Below are 16,501 nucleotides of genomic sequence, written 5' to 3' on the forward strand. Positions count from 1 at the left end.
GACTTTCTCGGCCGAATCACGCAGGATCGCCGTGTCAAGACATGGACGCTCACGGCGCTGTGCGTACAATGGACAAGCTTGGTGCGGTTGCCGCGGCACGTACCGGCGTTCGATGAAGCCACACGGGAGCCAAAAGCCCATGCAGAACTTCACGGTCACGGCCCGCGAGCGCGACACCGTCCTGGCGGCCCTGCGCTATTACCAGTTCTACCGGATGCAGGGTCATCCGTTCGACCCCCGCCAGGATCACCTCATCGACGCCATCGCCGCCGAGACCGGCGAGGCCCTCGACGTCGCCGAGATCGACGACCTCTGCGCCGGGCTCAACGGCAACGCGCACGCCCTCGGCGCCGCCTCCGCCCGCCTAGCCTTCGACGCGATGGCCTGACGAAGCCTCCGCGGGGCGAGGACACGGTCTCCGCCCCCGACCCACGATCGTTTCGCCGCGACCGACCGTTTCGCAAACCGTTTCGCCGTCGCCGGCGTCGTCGCCGCAAACGGTTTTTTTCAGCCCGCCGCACGTCCGCGCCCGACCGGCTCCGCCCCACATGGGTCCTTCCGATCCGGCGCGCGAACCCAACCGAGCCTCCACCGGCCCCCCGCATCCGACGGACGACGGCGGAGGCTCGCGCATCCGGCGGAGGCTCGTGCTTACGGCGCCGCCTTGAGCTGCGCCTCGGCGCGGGTCAACGCCGCCTCACAGGCCTTGGCGTCGCCCTTGCCGTCGGCGGTGCGGGCCTCGTCGAGCGCCACCTTGGCCTGCTGGGCGGCGTCGCCGCCCTTTCCGGCCTCGGCCGACTTCTCCGGCGGAGCCTGCGGCGACTGGCCGGGCGCGTTGCCTTCCGTGCCGGTCACGCCCTCGCCGCCGCGCTTGGCCGCGGCGCCCTGGCCGCTGGTCGAGGCCGAGATTGCCTCGGTCGACTCCGCCTTCACCCGCTTCTCCAGCCCGGCGATCCGATCCGAGCAGGGCGAGGCCGAAGCCGGCCCGATCAGGCCGGGCGCCGCGAGCGCGGACACGGCGAGCAGGGTGGCGAGGTACGCAGGACGCGTCATCGAATGAGATCTCCGGTGGTTGGGAGCCGAGAGGGACCGACAGGACGATCCCGGTGGCTCCGTGACGGAAACGCGGCATCCACCGGCAAGGCTCCGTCGAAACGCGACGTCGCGGGAAAACAGAAGCCTCGGACACGGAGCTTTTCGCAAAACGCCGAGGGGCCCGCTCTTCCGGTGGAAGAGGGGCCCCTCGGTCGTCCGGTCCGTCGCCGCGCCGGCGGGCGGCGCGGCTTCCTTGGCTCAGGCGCTGAGCTGATCGCGGATCGGCAACTGCCGCACGCGGCGGCCAGTGGCCGCGAACACCGCGTTGGCGATCGCCGGCGCCACCGGCGGAACGCCGGGCTCGCCGACGCCGCCGAGCGGCCCGTCCCAGGTGCCCGAGTTGACGAGGTGCACGCGGATCACCTTCGGCGCGGCATCGATCCGGATGATCTCGTAGCCGTCGAAGTTGTTCTGCTGCGCCCGGCCGTTCTTGAAGGTGATCTCGGAGGTGAGCGCGAGGCCCATCCCCATCACCACGGCGCCTTCCATCTGCGACCGGATGCGCTCCGGGTTCACCTGCGGCCCGCAATCGATCGCGATGTCGACCGCGACGACCTTCAGGCCGCCCTTCGGGTCGACTTCGACCTCCGCCGCGACCGCGGTGTGGGTGACGAAGCTGTAATGCCCCGCGATCCCGAGGCCCCGGCCCTTCTCGAGCTTGCGGCCCCAGCCGGCGCCACCGGCCGCCGTCTCGATCACCCGGCGCAGGCGCCCGGTGTCGATCGGGTACAGCTTGGGATCCTCGCCGTGGTTCCAGACATCGCCGATCGAGGTGGGATCGATCTTGCGCGCCGGGCCGATCAGGTCGAGCAGGTAGTCCTTCGCGTCGCGCCCCGCCGCGTGCGCCAGCTCGGCGACGAACGATTGGATCGCGAAGGCGTGCGGGATGTTCGAGACCGAGCGGAACCAGCCGATCCGCACGTGGGCGGCCGCCTCCGGGTTCTCCAGCCGGATGTTCGGCACCGCGAACGGGGTGTTGACCAGGCCCATGCCGAGCTCGAACGGCAGCTCGTGCTTCGGATCGGGCGCGAAGATCGAGCCGATCGTCGGCGCCGCCGAGCGGTGGAGCCAGGCCACCGGCATGCCCTTGTCGTCCAGGCCCGCTTCGAGGTGCTCGGCCGAGATGGTGTGATAGTAGCCGTGGTGGATGTCGTCCTCACGGGTCCAGGTGAGCTTCACCGGCGCGCCGCCGACCTCGCGCGAGCAGAGCGCGGCCTCGACCACGTAGTCGGGCTTCGACTTGCGGCCGAAGCCGCCGCCGAGCAGCGTCACGTTCACCCGAACCTTGTCGGCGGGAAGCCCCAGCGCCTTGACCAGCCGGTCGTGCGCCGCCTGCGGCCCTTGCGTGCAGGCCCAGGCCTCGCACGCGCCGTCCTTCACCTGCGCCACCGCCGCCGGCGGCTCCATCGGAGCCTGGACGAGGTGGGGCACGAAGTAGTCGGCCGTCAGCTTGGTCTTGGCCTTGGCCATCGCCCCGTCGACGTCGCCCTGGTTGCGCACGACCTTGCCGGGCGCGCGCGCCGCCTTCTCGAGCTCGGTGCGGAACGCGTCGGTGTCGTAGCCGGCGTTCGGGCCGTCGTCCCAGACGATCTTCAGCGCCTCGCGGCCCTTCATCGCCGCCCAGGTGTTCTTGGCCACCACCGCGACGCCGCCGAGCGGCATGAACTCCGAGGGGATCTCGCCGCCGTCGATCTTGAACACCTTCACGACGCCGGGGACCTTCCGGGTCTCGGTATCGTCGAAGCTCACGACCTTGCCGCCGTAGACCGCGGGGCGCGCGACCAGCGCGTACAGCATGCCCTCGCGCTTCGTGTCGAGGCCGTAGACCGCCTTGCCGGTGGTGATGTCGCGGTTGTCGATGATGCCGATCTGGCCCTTGCCGATGTAGCGGAAGGCCTTGGGGTCCTTCAGCACCACGCTCTCGCGGGCCGGCACGGGCAGCTCCGCCGCGATCGCCGCGACGTCGCCGTAGCCGAGCGTGCGCTTCGACTTGGCATGCGTCAGCACGTGGTTCTCGGCCGTCACCTCGGAGGCCGGCACGTTCCACTGCTTGGCCGCCGCCTGGATCAGCATCAGCTTGGCCGCCGCGCCCGCGTGGCGGAAGTGCTGGAAGAAGTGGCGCAGGCTGCGCGAGCCGTCGGTGTCCTGGTTGCCGAAGCGCTCCTCGTCGCCCCAGGCCTGCACCACGCCGACCTTCGACCAGTCGGCCTCCAGCTCGTCGGCGACGACGAAGGCGACCGAGGTGCGCACGCCCTGGCCCATGTCGGAGCGGTGGTTGGTCACGGTCACGCGGCCGTCGGCGGCGATCGCCACGAAGATCTTCGGGTCGTCGCGCCAGCCGTGCGGCATGCCGTCGGCGCCGAACTTCGCCGGCTCCTGGGCCTTGGTCTCGGCCTTGGCGGTGTCGCGCAGGTTCACCGCGAGCACGAAGGCGCCGAGCCCGCCGAGGATGGCGCGGCGGCTGACGTTGGCGATCAGGGTCGGCCGGGTCGGCGCCTCGGCGGCGAGGTCGGCCATCATCTTTGCGTCATGGATCACAGGCGCTCTCCCTTGCTGGCGGGCGCCTGACCGGCGGCCTGGTGGATCGCGGCGCGGATGCGCGGGTAGGTGCCGCAGCGGCAGATGTTGCCGCTCATCTGCTCGTCGATCTGCGCGTCGGTCGGCTTCGGCGTATCCTTCAGGAGCGAGGCCGCCTGCATGATCTGGCCGCACTGGCAGTAGCCGCACTGCGCCACGTTGAGGTCGCGCCAGGCCACCTGCACCGGATGGTTGCCGTCGGGGGAAAGCCCCTCGATGGTCGTCACCTCCTGGTCGGCCGCGGCCGAGATCGGGGTGGTGCAGGAGCGGGTCGCGGTGCCGCCGAGGTGGATCGTGCAGGCGCCGCACAGCGACTGGCCGCAGCCGAACTTGGTGCCGACCAGGCCGAGCTCGTCGCGCAGGTACCACAGCAGCGGCATGTCGGGGTCGCCGTCGAAGCTGCGTGGCGCTCCGTTCACCGTCAGTTTGATCATTCGCAAACGTCCTGTGTGAATGCGGATCGCACCGGGACGGCGCGACGGCCCGGGCGACGCGAAGGCCTCCCGTGCCGCGACGCCCCCCGGGTCCGCACGTCGTTCTCAGAATGAATTCAATCTACGGCATGCCTGCTGCGCGGTGCAACGCGGGCAAACGACCGCATGCGGCCCGAGCCCGGCGCCTGGGGCATGCCGTGTGCGTTGGCGCACGCACGCATAGGAGGGAACGGGCGGATAGCCGAATCCCGATCCGCCACCTACGATGACCAGCTCGATGGGCATTGAGGGCGATGGAAACGGTGAGCTTGGCAGAGGCAAAGGCGCGACTCAGCGCGCCCATCGACCGAGTGGTCGCCGGCGAAGCCGCTGTCGTGACGCGTCGCGGGCGCGAGGTGGCACGGCACAGTGCCATGCCGGGACCGAAGCGGCCGATCGATATCGAGACCCTCAGGGCCGTCACCGCCGCGATGCCGCTGCAGCCGGAGGGGGCCGCGACGTTTGTGCGCGCGATGCGGGACGACGAACGGTACTGATGCCGTATCTCGATACGTCGGTCTCGGTCGCGGCGTAGACAGAGGAGCGGGAAACCGCCCGGATGCGGGCTTGGCCCACCGCCTGGGCAGGCGGGGACCTCGCAATCAGTGCCTGGGTCGCCACCGAGTTCTCGCCACCGCTCTCGATCAAGTTCCGCACGGGCACGATCGATTCGCAGCATCGTTCGGTGGCCCCGTCGGCGTTCACGCGCCTGACGGCTACGTCGCTCGTGATGCTGCCGATCGACGAGAGGACGTTTCGGACGGCGGCACGCTTCGCGGACCAGACCCATCCCGGCTTTCGCGCTGGAGATGCGCTTCATCGGGCGATCGCCGCCGATGCCGGCCTAAACGCTCGCGACCCTCGACAAGCGCCCCGCAGAGGCGGGTGCGGCCGTGGGCGTGCCCGTCGAACGCCTGTGACATCGAGCGACGATGCGCGCCGCCATCCCGGCTGGCCTGGAAGTGGGGCGCCTCAGACCGTGACCTGCGTCCCCACCTCCACGACCCGGCCCGTGGGGATCTGGAAGAAGTCCGTCGCGTCGTTGGCGTTCTTGGCGAGCGTGATGAAGATCCGGTCCTGCCACAGCGGCATCCCGGAATGGGCGGCCGGGCGGATCGAGCGGCGCGACAGGAAGAACGACGTCGCCATGATGTCGAACTTGAAGCCCTCCTTGCGCAGCAGCACGAGGGTTTTTGGGATGTTCGGCGTCTCCATGTAGCCGAACTTCATCACGACCTTGTAGAAGCCCGGCCCGATCGGCTCCAGCCGCACCCGGTCCGGCCCGTTGGCGCGGGGGGTGTCGACGGTCTCGACCGTGAGGATGACGTTCTTCTCGTGCAGCACCTTGTTGTGCTTGAGGTTGTGCAGGAGGGCCGCCGGCGCGATCTCGGGATCGCTCGTCAGGAACACCGCGGTGCCGCGCACGTGGTGCGGCGGGCTCTTCTCCAGCATGCCGACGAGCTCGAGGATCGGCACGTCGGTCTTGCGGGTCTTGTTGAACAGGATCGTGACGCCCCGCACCCAGGTCCACATCAGCACGATCAGGCCGGCGGCGAGCAGCAGCGGCACGTAGCCGCCCTCGAACACCTTGAGCAGGTTCGAGAGCAGGAACAGGAACTCGATCACAATGAACGGCAGCATCAGGGCGGCCGCCGCCACGGGCGACCAGTGCCACAGCCGCCAGACCACGAGGAAGGTCATGCTCGCGGTGAGCAGCATCGTGCCGGTGACCGCGATGCCGTAGGCCGAGGCCAGGGCCGAGGACGAGCGGAACACCACCGCCAGCACCACGACGCCGATCATCAGCAGGCCGTTGATCTGCGGCAGGAAGATCTGCCCCGAATGCGATTCGGAGGTGTGGCGGATCTCGAGCCGCGGCAGCAGGCCGAGCTGGATCGCCTGCCGGGACAGGGAGAACGCCCCGGTGATGACCGCCTGGCTCGCGGTGACGGTGGCGAGCGTCGCCAGGATCACCATCGGCAGCAGCGCCCATTCGGGAAACAGCTGGAAGAACGGATCGGTGGTCTCGGGCTTTTCCAGCACCAGGGCCGCCTGGCCGAGATAGTTCAGGGCCAGCGACGGGAAGACGAGGCCGAGCCACGCGATCTGGATCGGCCGCCGGCCGAAATGGCCGAGGTCGGCGAACAGCGCCTCCGCGCCGGTGACGGCGAGGAAGACCGCGCCGAGGGCGACGAGGGCGCCGGTGCCATGGCCGAGCAGGTAATGCACGGCGTACCACGGGTTCAGCGCCTTGAAGACGGTGAGGTTTCCGACGATGTGCGGCACCGCGGCGAGCGCCAGCGCCAGGAACCACAGCACCATCACCGGCCCGAAGAAGGCCGCGACCTTGCTGGTGCCGCGGCTCTGCACCAGGAACAGCGCGAGGATGATCGCCACGGTGATCGGCAGCACCGAGCCCTCGAAGGCCGGGGTGACGAGCTTCAGCCCCTCCACCGCCGACAGCACCGAGATCGCCGGGGTAATCACCGCATCGCCGTAGAACAGCGCCGCACCGAGCAGGCCCAGCGCGAACACGATCCGTGATCCGCCGAGCGCCTTCCGCGCCAGCGCCATCAGCGAGAGGATGCCGCCCTCGCCGTTGTTGTCCATGCGCAGCAGGATCGCGACGTACTTCACCGTCACGATCAGGAACAGCGCCCACAGGATCAGCGAGGCGGTGCCGAGCACCTCTTCCGCCAGCAGGATGTTGTCGTAGCGGGCCGGCACCAGCGCCTCGCGGAAGGCGTAGAGCGGGCTGGTGCCGATGTCGCCGTAGACCACGCCGACCGAGCCGACGGCCAGCGTCCAGAGGCCCGGCGCGGCGTGCGCCCGGCCCTCCGCCGGGTCGACGGCGCCGGCGGGGTGCACGACGGTGCCGGGCGCGGCCAGGGCCGGGCCGTCCGCGGCGGGCTGGACGCCCGCGGCGTCGGGCTGAGCGGCGGTGCCGCCCGGTGTGACGGGTTGGGTCATCGGGTGCGATCGAGGCTCATCAAGCCTGCACGGCGTTTCGCGGTGTGGCGCATCGAGGGTCCCACCGGAGGATGCGACCGGGAACGCGAATGCCGGGCCACGGCGGCCGCTGGGCCTGCCGCTCACGGAATCTCGGCGCCCTGCTATCACGCCCCCGTGCGGGCGGGAACAGGGAGGTTTCGGGGAACGGGGCGTCCCTCCGCCCGACCGATCTCGGGCTCGCCCCAGACCTGCACCTTCATGTGCCCAAGCCGGGGTGTGCCCGACTTGGGTGCGGGGGAGGGGGAGGCGCGGCGGTGCTACTCCGCGGCGTTGCGGGCGCCCTGGCCGAAGCGGCGCTCGATGTAGTCGATCACCACCGTCTCGAAGTCCTTGGCCAGCGTCGCGCCGCGCAAGGTCATCGCCTTCTTGCCGTCGATGAAGACCGGCGCGGTCGGGGTCTCGCCGGTGCCGGGGAGCGAGATGCCGATATCGGCATGCTTCGATTCGCCGGGGCCGTTGACGATGCAGCCCATCACCGCGACGTTCAGGCCTTCGACGCCCGGATAGGTCTTCTTCCACTCCGGCATCGAGGTGACGATCCAGTTCTGGATGTCGCGGGCGAGCTCCTGGAACGTGGTCGAGGTGGTGCGGCCGCAGCCGGGGCAGGCCGCGACCATCGGCACGAAGGTGCGGAAGCCCATGGTCTGCAGCAGTTCCTGGCTGGCCTTCACCTCGACGGTGCGGTCGCCGCCGGGCTCCGGCGTCAGCGAGTAGCGGATCGTATCGCCGATGCCTTCCTGCAGCAGCACGCCGATGGCGGCAGACGCCGCGACCAGGCCCTTCGAGCCCATGCCGGCCTCGGTCAGCCCGAGGTGGATCGCGTAGTCCGAGCGGCGCGCGACCTCGCGGTAGACCGCGATCAGGTCCTGCACCGCCGAGACCTTGGCTGAGAGGATGATGCGGTCCTTCGGCAGGCCGAGCTCCACGGCGCGCTCGGCCGAGGACAGCGCCGACTGCACCATCGCCTCGCGCATCACCGCGCGGGCGTCGATCGGCCGGGGCAGCCGGGCGTTCTCGTCCATCAGGTGGGTGAGCAGCGCCTCGTCGAGCGAGCCCCAGTTCGCGCCGATGCGCACCGTCTTGCCGTAGCGGATCGCCTGCTCGATGATCGTCGAGAACTGGACGTCCTTCTTCTCCTTGAAGCCGACGTTGCCCGGGTTGATCCGGTACTTCGCCAGCGCCTCGGCGCAGGCCGGGTGATCGGAGAGCAGCTTGTGGCCGATGTAGTGGAAGTCGCCGACCAGCGGCACGTGGCAGCCGATGCGGTCCAGGCGCTCGCGCACCTTCGGGACGGCGGCAGCGGCCTCGTCGCGGTCGACGGTGATGCGCACCAGCTCCGAGCCGGCCCGCGCCAGCTGCGCGACCTGCGCCACCGTGGCGTCGATGTCGGCGGTGTCGGTGTTGGTCATCGACTGGACGACGACCGGTGCGCCGCCGCCGACGGTCACCGCGCCCTCGCCCTGGCCGACGCGCACCCCGACGGTGCGGTGGCGCGGGGCCGGCCCGGCGATCTCCGGTCCGGTCAGGCCCGCGGCCTGCGCGGCGAGCGGGTTCTGGTCGAGGCTGGCGGCTTGCATGGCTTCCATCGTGGACCTTCGTTCAAGGCCTTGTGTTTCGCGACGTCGCGATCGGCCGGCGGCTGCGCGCAGCACGCCATCAGCTTGCACGGTCGATCGTTTAGCTGCGATTGACGCGGGACCGCGTCAATCCTGCGGCGATGCATGTCTGCACCGCGCGTGTCATGTCGCATCCGCCCCGCGATGTCGAGTTCGCGCAGGCCACGGCCCGGCGCGATCGTGCCGACCCCGCCTCGGATAAGCGTTGTCCGCCAACGGGATCGTGCTCGCCCGCCCCGGACCTCGCGCGCGCTCCGGTCGCGTCGCGCTGGCCGGGCCGCCGCCGTCCACCGCGCCGATTCGCGGAACCGCGACGCACCGGGCGCGCTTGCGCCGCCGCCGCGTCCGTAGAAAAATGCTGCGATGCGGCCTTTGATACCGCAGTGCAACAATCCATGTTGAGGCGATGATGACGCCGACTTCGCAACCCTGCACCGATCGTCCCGAGCCCGGCAACCCGGTCACCGCCGTGCCCGGGCCGGTCTCCGACGGCATCGCCGACCGTCCCTCCGCCCACCCCTCGCATCACGTGCTCGCGGGGCCGCGGGCGGAGAAGAACGTCGCCCTGGCGCTGCAGGGCGGCGGCGCGCACGGCGCCTTCACCTGGGGCGTCCTCGACGCGCTGATCGAGGACGGGCGCCTCGGCTTCGAGGCGGTCACCGGGGCGAGCGCCGGCGCGATGAACGCCGTGGTGATGATCGACGGCTGGCTGAAGGACGGCCCCGAGGGCGCCCGCGCCGGGCTCGAGCGGTTCTGGCGCGAGGTCAGCCTCGACGGCGACTTCTCGCCGGGCCAGCGCAGCCTGTTCCACGGGATGTTCGGCGCGCTGAAGGGCAACCCGGTGATCGAGTTCTGGTCGAAGGTGCTGACGCCGAGCCCCTACGTCTCGAACCCGCTCAACATCAACCCGCTGCGCAAGGCGCTCGCCGCCCAGGTCGATTTCGAGCGCCTGCGCGAGGCGAGCACGGCCGGCGTCTTCGTCTCGGCCACCAACGTCTGGACCGGCAAGCTCGCGGTGTTCGAGCGCGAGCGCCTCACCGTCGACCACCTGATGGCCTCGGCCTGCCTGCCGACCGTGTTCCAGGCCGTCGAGATCGACGGCGTGCCCTATTGGGACGGCGGCTACCTCGGCAACCCGCCGCTCTATCCCCTGCATCGCGGCGCCGTGACCCGCGACATCCTCCTGGTGCAGATCAACCCGGTCGAGCGCCGCGAGACCCCGCGGACCGAGCGGGAGATCCAGGACCGGCTGAACGAGATCACCTTCAACGCCAACCTGATGCGCGAGCTGCGCGCGATCGACTTCGTCGACGGGCTGATCGAGGAGGGCGTGCTCGGCCAGGGCCAGTACCAGCGGGTGCTGGTCCACCGCATCGACGGCACCGACGCGCTCGACGCCTACAATGCCGGCTCCAAGCTCGACGCGCGCTGGCGCGTGTTCCAGCGCCTGCGCGACAAGGGCCGCCACGCCGCGCAGGCCTGGCTCGCCGAGAACTACGAGAAGATCGGCCGCGACTGCTCGCTCGACCTGCAGCAGGCGTACCAGTAAGCCGAGCGCGGCGGGCCGCGTGCGCCGGCGCACCCGACCCTTCGGGCACGCCGGCGCGCGGACGGATTAAATCCGCGCGCCGCTCCGTTAGCGTTCCATGATCGCCGACAAGACCAAGCGCCCCGACATCGTCGACCTCCTGGTGCCGTTGCGGCGCTATGCGCGCTCGCTCACCCGCGACACCCTGCGGGCGGACGACCTCGTGCACGACACGCTCGTGCGGGCGCTGGAGGCGGAAGGCAGCCTCCGGCCCAACACCAACCTGCGCACCTGGATGATGACGGTGCTGCACAACGTCTTCATCGACGACCAGCGCCGCAAGCGCGTCGAGACGCGCCATGCCGACGTGCTGGTGCAGATGCACGAGGAGGTGGCACTGCCGGCCCAGGAGGGGCAGGTGCGCCTCGCCCAGATCCGCCGCGCCTTCCTGACGCTCCCCGAGGAGCAGCGCGCCGCCCTCCATCTCGTCACCCTCGAAGGCATGGCCTATGCCGACGCCGCGGCGGTGCTCGGCATCCCGATCGGCACGCTGATGTCGCGCCTCGGCCGCGGCCGGGCGGCGTTGCGCGCCTTCGAGGAGGGCGAGGGCGCCGCGCGGGAGAACGCCGCGCGGAAGGGCGCCGACGAGCCTCGACCGCGCGCGCCCGAGCGGCCGGGCCTGCGCCTCGTGACCCGGGACGGCCGCACCGAGGGGCCGGGCGATGCGCCCTTTGCCCGCCGCGCCGTCGGCGACTTCTGACGGCGCGGAGCGAGACGACGGCGAACGAGACGACAGGACGAACCCGCGATGACCGACCCGATTGCAGACACCGACCTCATCGCCTTCGTCGACGGGCAGCTCGACGTGATGCGCCGCCTCGACGTGGAGGCGTACCTGGCGGGCAACCCCGACGTGGCGGCCCGCGTGATGGCCGAGATGCACGACCGCGACGCTCTGCGCGAATCCTTCGCGCCGTCGCCCGGCCCCGGGCCGGACCGCCTGCGCATCGCCGCCCGCCGCCTCGACCGGTCGCTGCGCTGGAACCGCGTCGCGTCGCGCTTCAAGCGGGCGGCGGCGATCGCCGTGCTCGTCGGCGCGGGCTGGCTCGCGCACAGCGAGGTCGGCCAGTTCGGGGTGCCCGACACCTTCGCCTCGCCGGTCGACCCGGCGCTCGTCGCCGACGCGCAGCAGGCCCGGCAGGTGGCGCAGCTCCGCGTCCGCATCGGCGCGCAGGGCGTGCCGGCCTACGACCGGGCGCGGCTCTCGGCGGCGACCGGCATCGCGCTGCCCGCGGTCCCCGAGGGCTGGACGGTGCGCGACGTGCAGGTGTTTCCCGCCCGCAGCGGCACCGGGATCGAGGTGGCGTTTGCGGCCGGCGAGCTCGGCGAGGTTTCCCTGTTCGCAACCCGGCGCCGCGCGACCGGGCTCGTGCACGCGGCCGGGCTCGCCACCGAGGTGGCCGATGCCGGCGACGGCGCGACGCTGGCCTGGACCACCGGCGACTCGGCCTACGCCGTCAGCGGCGGCCACGACGCGAAGGACCTGCGCCACGCCGCGCTCGCGCTCGCTTCGGCGCCCTGACGCCGGTCAGTCCAGCATCGACGGCGTCCGGTCGGCGGCGAGCATCGCCCGCGCCTCGGCCGAATCGATGTCCATGCGGGCGATCAGCGCCTCGGCGCTCGAGAATCGCTCCTCGCCGCGGATGAAGCCGACGAGCTCGACCGCGATCTCCTGCCCGTAGAGGTCGCTCGCGAACCCGAACAGGTTGACCTCGAGCAGCGGCGCGCCGTCGTCGAAGGTCGGGCGGCGGCCGTAGCTCGCCACCCCGTCCCGCATCGTGCCGTCGGGCAGGCGCACGCGCACCGCGTAGACGCCGTGGGCGAGGGCGCAGTCCGAGAGCGCGAGGTTGGCGGTCGGGTAGCCCAGCGTGCGCCCGCGCTTGTCGCCGTGCCGCACGGCGGCGATCACGAACCAACGGTAGCCGAGCAGCGCGTTGGCGCGGGCCACCTCGCCCTCGGCGAGCGCCCGCCGGATCGCGCTCGACGAGACCGGGTCGGCCTCGGTGCCGAGCGCCACCGGCGCGACGATGCGGCACGACAGGCCGACCTCGGCGCACAGGGCCGCCAGCATCGCCGGCGTGCCCTCGCGCCCGCGCCCGAAATGGAAGTCGTGCCCGACGACGACGCCCGACAGGCCGAGATCGTCGCGCAGCAGCCGATCGACGAAGTCGCGCGCCCCGGTGCTGGCGAGGCCCGCGTCGAACCGGCGCACGATCACCCCGTCGAGCCCGAGCCGCCGGAAGACGATCTCGCGGGCGGCGACGCCGGTGAGGCGGAACATCGGCTTGTCGGGGGCGAAGTAGGCTCGGGGATGCGGCTCGAAGGTGAGGATCGCCGCCGGGACCCCGGTCTCGTCGGCGGCGGCGCGCACCGCCGCGACCAGCGCGCGATGCCCGCGATGGACCCCGTCGAAATTGCCGATCCCGGCGACGGCGCCGCGAAGCGCTGCCGGCACAGGCTCGTCCTCGCGGCAGATCGTGAAGGGCCCGGGAGCCGCCTCGGGAGCCGTCTCGTCGCCTGACGCCATCGGGAGCTTTTGCGGATCGTCCAGTGCGGCGGCCCTCGCCGGAACCGCGGATTGCAGCGCCGCGGACCCTGTCGAAAACCGCCGGGGCGGTCAAGCGAGGGGGGGCCTCCGCAGGACCGTCGAGCCCGCCCGACCCGACATCCGCCCAGCCCGCTTGGTCGCCCGGCCGGAACATGCGACCACCGGCAGCATCCGAGGCGGTGGCGCCTTGCCGATGAAGGGGCCGAGACGCCCGGTGCGCGAGATCCGCTTCGACCCAGGTTTCGACCGAGCCCGGCGATGGCGCGGCCGGTGATGCCGCGCTCGCTGCGGGCGCGGCTGCTCGCGCTCTGGCTGCTGCTGCTCGCCTCCGCCGCGGCCACCGGCTACCTGCTGTTCGCGTTCTACAGCCAGTCGGCCGACGTGCAGGTCGGCCAGGCCGAGGTCGCGGTCGCCCGCGCCTGCCGCGAGATCGTCGACCGCACCGCCTTCGTCGCCGGCGCGATGCCGTCCACGCGCGCGGTCGACGCCGCCCTGCGCGCCGACCTCGCCGATGCGGTGAGCGTGGCGCTCGCCCGCTCGCCCGGCGTCGAGGGCGGGATCTGGACCGCGTCCGAAGGCTCGGTCGCCTACGCCTTCCCGACCTACGAGGGCACCGGGCCGAAGACCGACCTGCCGGCGGCCGAGCGCGACAGCATCGCGCAGATCAATGCCGACGCGCTGCGCACCGAGCGGCCCGTGGCGCTCCGCCGCCCGAGCCGGACGCAGGCCCTGCTGCTCCAGGCCTGCCCCCTGCGCGGCCCGATCGTCGGCGCGACCGCCTGGACCATGGCGCGGATCCAGACCGATCACGGCCCGGCCTACCGCCAGCTGCTCGCCGGCTTCGCCTTCCTCGCGGCGACCGTGCTCGGCTCGGCGCTGTTCCTCGGGCGCTTCCTCTACGGCTTCTCCGGCCACATCGCCCGGCTCAAGGCGCAGCTCGCCGCGCCGCGCTCCGAGCGCGGCGACCTGCCCGACCTCGCGCCGACCGGCGAGCCGGAGCTCGACCGCCTCGTCGACGCGCTAAACGCGGCGAGCGCGCGCCTGCGCGAGGCGCAGGGACGGGCGGTGGCGGCCGAGAAGCTCGCCGCGGTCGGGCGGCTCTCGGCGAGCGTCGCCCACGAGATCCGCAACCCGCTCTCGGCGATGCGCCTCAAGGCCGAGAACGCCCTGGCGAGCGGCGATCCGGCCCGCGCCCGCGGCGCGATCGAGACCGTGCTGGAGCAGGTCGCCCGCATCGACGGGCTGCTCTCGGACCTCCTCGGCCTGACGCAGGCGCGGCCGCCCGTGCGTGCGCCCGCCGACGTCGCCGCCCTGCTCGAGGCCAGCGCCCGCCTGCACGAGGATCTGGCCCGCGAGCAGAGCGTGCGGCTCGCGGTCGAGACCGACGGGCTGCCGGCCGGCGCCCGGGTCTCGATCGATGCCGGCCAGATCGCCCGGGCGCTGGACAACCTCGTGCTCAATGCGCTCCAGCACGTGCCCGAGGGCGGCCTCGTCCGGCTCGCCGCCGCGCGCATCGGCGACGCTCGCGGCGCGCGCCTGCTCCTCACCGTCTCCGATACCGGGCCGGGCGTCCCCGACGCGATCCGGGCCGAGCCGTTCGAGCCCTTCGCCACCGGACGTCCCGACGGCACCGGCCTCGGCCTCGCGATCGTGCGCGAGATCGCCCGCGCGCATGACGGCGAGGTGCGGCTCGTCGAATCGACCGTGGGCGCCACCTTCGAGATCGACCTGCCCTGGCTCTGATGGCGATATGGCTCTGATCCTCATCGTCGACGACGACGCGGCCCTGGCCGAGAGCCTCGCCGAGACCATCGCCGATCTCGGCCACCGGCCCGTGGTGGCGGCCTCGGGCCGCGAGGCCCTGTCGCGGCTGGCGGCCGAGCCGGGGGTCGCCGCGATCCTGCTCGACCTGCGCATGCCGGGCGACCTCGACGGCATGGCGGTGCTCGCCCGCATCCGCGCGCAGGACAGCCCGCCGCCGGTGACCGTGCTGACGGCCTACGCCAATGCCGGCAACACCATCGAGGCGATGCGGCTGGGCGCGCACGACCACCTGACGAAGCCCGTCGGCCGCGCCGACCTCGCGGCGGTGCTGTCCGCGATGCTCGACCGGCCGGCGATCCCCTCGGCCGCGGCCGGCGAGCCGGGCGCCGGCGACGGCCTCGTCGGGTCGAGCGCCGGGATGCGGCGGGTGCAGAAGACCATCGGGCTCGCCGCCGACAGCGATGCGACGATCCTGATCCAGGGCGAGACCGGCACCGGCAAGGAGCTGGTGGCGCGCGCGCTCCACACCTACGCGAAGCGCCGCTCCGGCGCCTTCGTCCCGGTCAACTGCGCCGCGATCCCCCGCGACCTCCTCGAGAGCGAGCTGTTCGGCCATGTCCGCGGGGCGTTCAGCGGCGCGGTGACGGACCGAACCGGCGCGTTCCGCGAGGCGAACGGGGGAACCCTGTTCCTCGACGAGATCGGCGACATGCCGCGCGAGATGCAGGCCAAGATCCTGCGGGTGATCCAGGACAAGGTCGTGGCGCCGGTCGGCGGCCGCCCGGTCGCCGTCGCGGTGCGGGTGGTCGCCGCGACGCACCGCGACCTGCCGGGGATGGTCGCCGCCGGCACGTTCCGCGAGGACCTGTACTACCGCCTCAACGTCGTCCCGATCGCGCTGCCACCCCTGCGCGAGCGCCTCGCCGACATCCTGCCGCTCGCCGAGCATTTCCTGGCCGGCGCCGGGCTCGGGGGGAAGCGGCTGACGGCGGCGGCCGCCGCGCGGCTGCTCGGGCATGCCTGGCCGGGCAACGTCCGCGAGCTGCGCAACGTGATCGAGCGCGCCGGCGTGCTGGTGCGGGGCGACGCGATCGACGCGCCCGACCTCGACCTGCCCGCCGCCGCCCGCAGGGCCGAGCCGGTCGACTGGCTCGCCGGCGACCTGCCCGGCGCCGTGGCGCGGCTCGAGGCGGCGATGATCGCAGCGGCCCTGGAGGCGTCCGGCGGCAACCGCACCGCGGCCGCCCGGCGCCTCGGCATCCAGCGCCAGCTGCTCTACGCCAAGATCGAGCGCTACGGCCTCGGCGCGCCGACCGACGGCGCGCGCCTGTCCGATCTCACGACGGTCGCTGTCGCGAATCCGGACGATCAAGCTTGGCCGTTGCCGAGGCAACCATCTGATCCGTAAGCGTTTTGTCGATGGCACGGACGGTGCCATGGCCTTCCCGTGATCCGATCGGGACAGGGAGGCGTCGTGCGGCATCGGAAGACGGCTCTCCTCCCGGCCATCGCGGCGCTCGCCCTCTCGGCAGCGAGCGCCGCGGCGCAGACGGCGTTCGATCCCGCCGGCCTGCCCGAGACACGCGGAACGGTGCGGCAGTACACGCTGACGCCACGCGGCGACATCGACGGTCTGATCCTCACCGACGGCACCGAGGTGAAGGCGCCGCCCCATCTCAGCGTGCAGCTGGCCTTCGCGGTGCGCCCCGGGGATGCGTCACCATCCACGGACTGAAGGCCCGCGCGCTGCCGCTGGTCGACGGGACGATGATCCGCAACGACGCGACCGGGGCGACGGTGATCGACCTCGGGCCGCCCGGGCGCGACC

The 16,501-nt window shown here is 72.2% G+C and carries 14 protein-coding genes; 8 read left to right on the top strand and 6 right to left on the bottom strand.

Features of this window, described 5'->3' with window-relative positions; translation table 11 throughout:
• Positions 1–139: 139 nt before the first annotated feature.
• A complete protein-coding gene (locus MKK60_RS27495) occupies positions 140–388 on the top strand; it encodes a hypothetical protein (RefSeq protein WP_147843828.1) in 249 nt (82 codons plus the stop codon).
• A gap of 263 nt (positions 389–651) precedes the next feature.
• Here MKK60_RS27495 and MKK60_RS27500 read toward each other — a convergent pair whose 3' ends face one another.
• The 3 genes from MKK60_RS27500 to MKK60_RS27510 all read right to left on the bottom strand — a co-directional run bounded on the left by MKK60_RS27500 (position 652) and on the right by MKK60_RS27510 (position 4,106).
• Positions 652–1,053 carry a hypothetical protein gene (locus tag MKK60_RS27500; protein WP_147859714.1) on the bottom strand — a complete coding sequence of 134 codons (402 nt, stop codon included), beginning with the start codon at positions 1,051–1,053 and terminating at the stop codon, positions 652–654.
• 240 nt (positions 1,054–1,293) lie between these two features.
• Positions 1,294–3,633: a xanthine dehydrogenase family protein molybdopterin-binding subunit gene (locus tag MKK60_RS27505; RefSeq protein ID WP_243989210.1), complete on the bottom strand. Its 2,340-nt coding sequence runs from the start codon at positions 3,631–3,633 to the stop codon at positions 1,294–1,296.
• Positions 3,630–4,106, bottom strand: coding sequence for a (2Fe-2S)-binding protein (locus MKK60_RS27510; protein WP_147728433.1), 477 nt, complete (start codon positions 4,104–4,106; stop codon positions 3,630–3,632). Before MKK60_RS27510 ends, MKK60_RS27505 begins: the two co-directional genes overlap by 4 nt.
• 293 nt (positions 4,107–4,399) lie before the next feature.
• Between MKK60_RS27510 and MKK60_RS27515 the strand changes: the two genes are divergently transcribed.
• Positions 4,400–4,642, top strand: a complete 243-nt coding sequence (locus MKK60_RS27515; RefSeq protein ID WP_243989212.1) for a type II toxin-antitoxin system Phd/YefM family antitoxin — start codon at positions 4,400–4,402, stop codon at positions 4,640–4,642.
• A 475-nt stretch (positions 4,643–5,117) separates the two neighbouring features.
• On the opposite strand, the gene MKK60_RS27520 is transcribed toward MKK60_RS27515, so the two are convergent.
• Positions 5,118–7,115 (bottom strand): potassium transporter Kup, encoded by a 1,998-nt coding sequence (locus MKK60_RS27520; protein WP_243932687.1) that lies wholly within the window; start codon positions 7,113–7,115, stop codon positions 5,118–5,120.
• 299 nt (positions 7,116–7,414) lie between these two features.
• On the bottom strand, positions 7,415–8,734 hold the full coding sequence (gene ispG, locus MKK60_RS27525) for a flavodoxin-dependent (E)-4-hydroxy-3-methylbut-2-enyl-diphosphate synthase (RefSeq protein WP_147729028.1): 1,320 nt from the start codon (positions 8,732–8,734) through the stop codon (positions 7,415–7,417).
• A 445-nt stretch (positions 8,735–9,179) separates the two neighbouring features.
• On the opposite strand from ispG, the gene MKK60_RS27530 reads away from it, so the two are divergent.
• The 3 genes from MKK60_RS27530 (at position 9,180) to MKK60_RS27540 (ending at position 11,883) form a co-directional block, all read left to right on the top strand.
• Positions 9,180–10,322 (top strand): patatin-like phospholipase family protein, encoded by a 1,143-nt coding sequence (locus MKK60_RS27530; RefSeq protein WP_147729027.1) that lies wholly within the window; start codon positions 9,180–9,182, stop codon positions 10,320–10,322.
• Between the two features lie 97 nt (positions 10,323–10,419).
• Positions 10,420–11,061, top strand: a complete 642-nt coding sequence (locus tag MKK60_RS27535) for a sigma-70 family RNA polymerase sigma factor (RefSeq protein WP_147843667.1) — start codon at positions 10,420–10,422, stop codon at positions 11,059–11,061.
• Between the two features lie 48 nt (positions 11,062–11,109).
• The gene (locus MKK60_RS27540; protein WP_147843668.1) at positions 11,110–11,883 is read left to right on the top strand and encodes an anti-sigma factor family protein; all 774 of its coding nucleotides are present in this window, start codon (positions 11,110–11,112) and stop codon (positions 11,881–11,883) included.
• A 6-nt stretch (positions 11,884–11,889) separates the two neighbouring features.
• On the opposite strand, the gene MKK60_RS27545 is transcribed toward MKK60_RS27540, so the two are convergent.
• A complete protein-coding gene (locus tag MKK60_RS27545; RefSeq protein WP_243989214.1) occupies positions 11,890–12,888 on the bottom strand; it encodes a bifunctional riboflavin kinase/FAD synthetase in 999 nt (332 codons plus the stop codon).
• A 279-nt stretch (positions 12,889–13,167) separates the two neighbouring features.
• Here MKK60_RS27545 and MKK60_RS27550 point away from each other — a divergent pair, with 279 nt between their 5' ends.
• The 3 genes from MKK60_RS27550 (at position 13,168) to MKK60_RS27560 (ending at position 16,408) form a co-directional block, all read left to right on the top strand.
• The gene (locus tag MKK60_RS27550; RefSeq protein WP_243932683.1) at positions 13,168–14,652 is read left to right on the top strand and encodes a sensor histidine kinase; all 1,485 of its coding nucleotides are present in this window, start codon (positions 13,168–13,170) and stop codon (positions 14,650–14,652) included.
• Positions 14,653–14,659: 7 nt separating this feature from the next.
• On the top strand, positions 14,660–16,081 hold the full coding sequence (locus MKK60_RS27555; protein ID WP_243989215.1) for a sigma-54-dependent transcriptional regulator: 1,422 nt from the start codon (positions 14,660–14,662) through the stop codon (positions 16,079–16,081).
• 66 nt (positions 16,082–16,147) lie between these two features.
• Positions 16,148–16,408 carry a hypothetical protein gene (locus MKK60_RS27560; protein ID WP_313901157.1) on the top strand — a complete coding sequence of 87 codons (261 nt, stop codon included), beginning with the start codon at positions 16,148–16,150 and terminating at the stop codon, positions 16,406–16,408.
• Positions 16,409–16,501 lie beyond the last annotated feature (93 nt).

This window comes from Methylobacterium sp. J-092, from assembly GCF_022829325.1.
Taxonomy (GTDB): Bacteria; Pseudomonadota; Alphaproteobacteria; order Rhizobiales; family Beijerinckiaceae; genus Methylobacterium.

Coding starts and splice junctions, on each gene's coding strand:
- MKK60_RS27495 (WP_147843828.1), top strand. CDS start 140: ATGCAGAACTTCACGGTCACGGCCCGCGAGCGCGACACCGTCCTGGCG.
- MKK60_RS27500 (WP_147859714.1), bottom strand. CDS start 1,053: ATGACGCGTCCTGCGTACCTCGCCACCCTGCTCGCCGTGTCCGCGCTC.
- MKK60_RS27510 (WP_147728433.1), bottom strand. CDS start 4,106: ATGATCAAACTGACGGTGAACGGAGCGCCACGCAGCTTCGACGGCGAC.
- MKK60_RS27515 (WP_243989212.1), top strand. CDS start 4,400: ATGGAAACGGTGAGCTTGGCAGAGGCAAAGGCGCGACTCAGCGCGCCC.
- MKK60_RS27520 (WP_243932687.1), bottom strand. CDS start 7,115: ATGACCCAACCCGTCACACCGGGCGGCACCGCCGCTCAGCCCGACGCC.
- ispG (WP_147729028.1), bottom strand. CDS start 8,734: ATGCAAGCCGCCAGCCTCGACCAGAACCCGCTCGCCGCGCAGGCCGCG.
- MKK60_RS27530 (WP_147729027.1), top strand. CDS start 9,180: ATGATGACGCCGACTTCGCAACCCTGCACCGATCGTCCCGAGCCCGGC.
- MKK60_RS27535 (WP_147843667.1), top strand. CDS start 10,420: ATGATCGCCGACAAGACCAAGCGCCCCGACATCGTCGACCTCCTGGTG.
- MKK60_RS27540 (WP_147843668.1), top strand. CDS start 11,110: ATGACCGACCCGATTGCAGACACCGACCTCATCGCCTTCGTCGACGGG.
- MKK60_RS27545 (WP_243989214.1), bottom strand. CDS start 12,888: ATGGCGTCAGGCGACGAGACGGCTCCCGAGGCGGCTCCCGGGCCCTTC.
- MKK60_RS27550 (WP_243932683.1), top strand. CDS start 13,168: ATGGCGCGGCCGGTGATGCCGCGCTCGCTGCGGGCGCGGCTGCTCGCG.
- MKK60_RS27555 (WP_243989215.1), top strand. CDS start 14,660: ATGGCTCTGATCCTCATCGTCGACGACGACGCGGCCCTGGCCGAGAGC.